The following is a 4,352-nucleotide window of genomic DNA, read 5'->3' as shown; positions in this document are numbered from 1 at the left end:
AGTTCATGTATGAACCGTCGCCCGGTCTGCTACTACTTTGGGGTTCCTCTGCTTCTACTTGGGAACCGGCTACTGTGATTCGGGGCGGATGGGATTGGCCATACGCATCCAAGGAGAGTCCTATGGAACGTGAACCGACTCCCTCACCACACCCGATACAATAGTGGATTCGACCACGTCCTCCAGTTCACGACGTTCCTGTTGTACATGGATGAAATATCGCTATGGGAGCATATGAGGTTGTTGAATTGGGGCGAGGGGGGCGCGACGAGGAATGGCAAGCATACGTAGGTAACGCACCGCACGCCTCCCTGTACCACGCGCTAGAGTGGCGAGATATTCTAGTCCGCTCCTTTCAACACCGTGCGGTCTACTTGATGGCACGAGAGAACGGCACCACGCGAGGGGTGTTGCCGCTCTTTGAGATGCAAAGTATGCTTTTTGGACACTTCTTCGTATCACTGCCTTTCCTGGACTATAGCGGTATCCTAGCCGATACACCCGATTGTGAGACGGCGTTGGCAATAGCCGCTTCGGATCTGGCAAGGAGACGAGAGGCACAGTACATAGAGTTGCGTCAGTCGCATCCAGCCGCGCAATTAGTGGAGGGGCGTTGGAGCCTACGACAGCACAAAGTCGCCCTCGTTATTCCACTTAGCAATGATCCCAAAGCACATTGGTCTGAATTGAGTTCACGCCTGCGTGGGAAAGTGCGCAAGGCAAAGAAGTTTGGCATTACCGTTTTGGCGTGCGGGGCCGAATGTCTCGATTGCTTTTACCGTGTTTTCGCCCTGAACATGCGAGATCTGGGGACGCCGGTTTACAGTCCGGCTTTCTTTCAGAATATCTTCCGCCTGGCAGAGGATGCAACGATACTACTGGCGCATCGCGAGGGGCGGCCGGTTAGCGGAGCGATAGCGCTCCGTCACGGTGACCGGATAGAATTGCCGTGGATTTGCTCCGACTACTCGCACTCGTCGTTCTATGCTAACGAGTGCTTATACTGGGGTGCTATTGAGTGGGCCTGTGGGATAGGTGCTCGCGAGTTAGACCTGGGTCGGTCTACATTGGATTCTGGGGCCTGCCGCTTCAAGATTCAATGGAACCCGAAGGTTCGTCCGCTGTTTTGGTACTACTGGCTAGCTCCTGGAAATAATCTGCCGGAGTTAAACCCCACTAATCCGAGGTATTCGTTGGCGATCCGTTGCTGGAAGCATATGCCGTTGGCATTGGCTAACCGAGTCGGCCCGTGGATCGTCCGGAACATCCCGTAGCCAAGGGCTACATTCGCAAGCAGGTCGAGAGACTGACCGGCATCGAGGTGGATCTCTGAGCTAGCAAAGCTATCTCGCATCGAAACTAAAGGAATCGATGGAACTGAGCGTCACTCGGCTCCCAGACCGTCCGATTTGGTCGGTGAGCGTTCCGGGCCTTCATTTCGCCGTCGCGAAGATCGTGCAGCGCGACGCGGCTTTTCACGTTGAGCCGACCCAACCCGGTTACCGGACATTTCCCGATCTCATGGAGAAGGATGGCCTCCGCACGATCCAAGCAGCGATAGCGTACGTGCGCGAGGCGCTCGCGTGACAGTAGACGAACCGAGGATCTCGTTAGCCGTTCCCGACGTGAGCCTAAAGTTGCGATGCTCTCGGTGCGGGCGGCGCTCGATCCACACCCGTCCGAACTGGCTCGAGATGGAGGCGTCCGGCATGAGGCGAAAGGGGTGAAGAGCGGTTTGTCCCCGCTCTGTTGCTCGGGACTGCCTGTCACTATAGTGGGGTCATGTCGCCAGACCGCCGCTTGATCGCCCTGCGCTATGCTACCTGGCTCTGCGTGGGCGCGATCACCTATTTGTCCCTCATTCCGCAGAGCCTGGAGGTGAGGACCTTTTTACCTGCAGGTGTGGAACACGCCATCGCCTATGGGGGCACTGCCGGGCTCTTGGTCCTTGCCTATCCCATGCAGGCGACATGGCTGATTGTCGAGTTACTGTCTGCCTACAGCGGCTCGATGGAGCTTCTGCAAAACTTCTCGCCTGGTCGACACCCCGGCCTTGAAGGGGTGCTTTGGAGCAGTGCAGGCGCAATCCTAGGTGCATGGATCGTCCGCGGCGGGTGCGGCCTCCTGCGTGCGAAAAGGCCCATGCAATTCCGATGAGGCGCTCTACAGAGTCCAGGTTTAGGTAAGGCAGAGGTATGCCCCGAAAGAACCTCACCCGGCATGAAGCGACCGGGCGGGGGCAGGGATTACTGGTCACCGAGACCATGAGCCTTGACGGCGCACCAAGATTACTTCGGCCCGCGGCGTTTTCCATACCCCTTCGCCAAGCCCTTCCCGTTGCCATTGCCCGATCCAGCGATGGCCTCGGAGTCAGCGATGTCGACAGCAGGATGGTGACGGCCGGCGGCACAGTGGCAGCAAATTTCCCACACCTCTTCGGGAACTCACCACGATCATCCTCGCTCGAGGACACTGGATCGGGTGTGGGAAGGGGAGCCGTTTCATGTTCCATGGGACTCTCCTTGGGGCGCGAATGGCCAAACTCATCCACCCCGGACCACAGTAGGATAGCGCCTCACCGTGAGCAGGTGCAGACTGGCCCGCCGCACCGCTTAGGGGTGGCGCGGGCACCCGGAGGCCATCCAGCCTTGAGGTTGTCATGAAGACCCTGCTGCTCTCGACAAGTCTCGTGTTGTTGGTCGGCGGTGCCATGGCGCAGGAGACAAGACACACCAACGTGATAAGGCCCGATGCCGTGAAGTGGATGGAAAACCCGGCCTATCCCAGGGGCGTTCAGATCGCCACGCTGGTCGGCGATCCCACGAAGGCTGGCGAGACCGTCGTCCAACGCATCAAGTTCCCGCCCAACTTCACGATGCCGCCGCACACCCATCCCTTCTCGGAGATCGTGACCGTCATCAGGGGCACCATCGGGACGAACAGTGGCGAGAAGCCCGAAAAGAAAGGCGGCCTGCTACGGCCGGGATCGATGTGGGTGTATCCGGCCAAGCACGCCCATTATGCCTGGACCGGCGACAGAGAGGCGATCCTTCAGGTCCAGTATACCGGCCCAGGAGGCATTGAATACGTCAACCCGGCTGACGATCCGCGCAAAGTTCGGTAACGTACCGCCTGCCGTGGTCGCCTGCGCCGGCCGGGCGGGCAGGCGCGGCAACGGCCATTCGGAACGAGTGTTCATCCCGAACCACTACGTATCTCTAGCTCGCGCCGTGGCGCGGGCAGCAACGAGGCACGGCAGCCGCTCGGCGCGTCCCTTGCCGATCCCGCATGGCGTCCAGGCTCCAGGGGCCCGGCCCGGCAAGGACCAGGTAGAGGAACACGAAGCAGTAGAGGATCGCGGCGTCACCCCCGTTCAGGACCGGGAAGAAGTTCCGGGGCGCATGGGACATGAAGTAGGCCACCGCCATGTCGCCCGCGAGGAGGAACGCGACCGGACGGGTGAAGAGGCGAGCACCAGCAGCACCCCGCCCGCTGCCTCGATGATGCCCTGGATCCCGAGCAGGGAGAACAGGGCCGGACCGGGATTCGAGGAGGGTGGGAAGCCCAGGAGTTTCTGGGTGCCGTGCTCCAGGAACAGAAGTGCCGTCATGATCCGCAGGATGCTGAGCATGCGCGGCGCCCAAATGGAGGTGAGGGCCGTCCGGTCCATGGCTGACGTCCAGGCGCTTGATCGGGCGGGCACCGTATGCCCCGGTGGCATCCCCCGCCAGACAGAACCCGGTGAGGCTCGCGTGGGCCTACGCAACGCTCGTGACGACAGCGGAGCGTGTAGTGCCTAGAGCTTGGCCTTACTATCGCCCCATCTTGTCCTGACCCATTGCTCCCCCGATCCCTCTACGGAGAAAGCCGAATGCGGACAACCTCGGCTGCATTGCGCGTCATGATTATCGAGGACAAGGGCGCGTGACAGCTCTTGCCGCAGGCTTCCGAAGCTCGAACCCTCCTGCGCGATGACCGCCGCGCGGTCGAAGATGAACTCTTCCCATTTGTGGGAGATCTCCAAGCCTTCCCGCGCGATCCGCAGCGCATCGTCCTCCTGCATGAAGATGATGCGGCCCGCGCGATTGCCATTGAAGTCCCGCATGCGCTGCAGGGCGTGCTGCAGCGCCGCCGGGTCGAAGGGAAGCGGCGGAAAATACAGGTTCATCCGCGAACCGACCTCGCGCCGGCGGACCTGGTAAACAAGGATCGACCCGGCGTGGCGCTCCCAGCGCAACCTATGCGCCTTGGACTCCCTGTAGAAATGCAGTCGGGGAAAGTAATAGAACGCCGACTTGACCCGCGCGTGCTCCGCCGCTGCAAGGAAGGCGTCAGCGTCCTCGGCCTCGACG

Annotated in this window: 4 protein-coding genes and 1 pseudogene; 3 read left to right on the top strand and 2 right to left on the bottom strand. The window is 60.6% G+C overall.

The window, feature by feature from the left end; all coding sequences use genetic code 11:
• Nucleotides 1–224: 224 nt before the first annotated feature.
• From BN1233_RS51215 to BN1233_RS27880, 3 genes are all read left to right on the top strand, one after another.
• Nucleotides 225–1,274 carry a FemAB family XrtA/PEP-CTERM system-associated protein gene (locus tag BN1233_RS51215; protein ID WP_046866875.1) on the top strand — a complete coding sequence of 350 codons (1,050 nt, stop codon included), beginning with the start codon at nucleotides 225–227 and terminating at the stop codon, nucleotides 1,272–1,274.
• Between the two features lie 142 nt (nucleotides 1,275–1,416).
• Complete coding sequence (locus tag BN1233_RS27890; protein WP_154678301.1) at nucleotides 1,417–1,587, top strand: hypothetical protein; 171 nt, start codon at nucleotides 1,417–1,419, stop codon at nucleotides 1,585–1,587.
• 1,072 nt (nucleotides 1,588–2,659) lie between these two features.
• A complete protein-coding gene (locus BN1233_RS27880; RefSeq protein ID WP_046866873.1) occupies nucleotides 2,660–3,124 on the top strand; it encodes a cupin domain-containing protein in 465 nt (154 codons plus the stop codon).
• Nucleotides 3,125–3,218: 94 nt separating this feature from the next.
• Here BN1233_RS27880 and BN1233_RS44975 read toward each other — a convergent pair.
• Both BN1233_RS44975 and BN1233_RS27870 read right to left on the bottom strand, forming a co-directional pair.
• Nucleotides 3,219–3,670: pseudogene (locus tag BN1233_RS44975) on the bottom strand (DoxX family protein).
• Between the two features lie 126 nt (nucleotides 3,671–3,796).
• Nucleotides 3,797–4,352, bottom strand: a 556-nt coding sequence (locus BN1233_RS27870) for a hypothetical protein (protein ID WP_046866871.1), incomplete at its 5' end; no start/stop codon positions are given.

The organism is Microvirga massiliensis (assembly GCF_001006805.1).
GTDB lineage: Bacteria > Pseudomonadota > Alphaproteobacteria > Rhizobiales > Beijerinckiaceae > Microvirga > Microvirga massiliensis.
Note: the sequence above shows the minus strand (reverse complement) of the source record. Positions and strands in the feature narration are given on the sequence as shown.

What these genes read in the sequence shown, in the direction of transcription:
- BN1233_RS51215 (WP_046866875.1), top strand. Translation starts at nt 225, where the DNA reads ATGGGAGCATATGAGGTTGTTGAATTGGGGCGAGGGGGGCGCGACGAG.
- BN1233_RS27880 (WP_046866873.1), top strand. Translation starts at nt 2,660, where the DNA reads ATGAAGACCCTGCTGCTCTCGACAAGTCTCGTGTTGTTGGTCGGCGGT.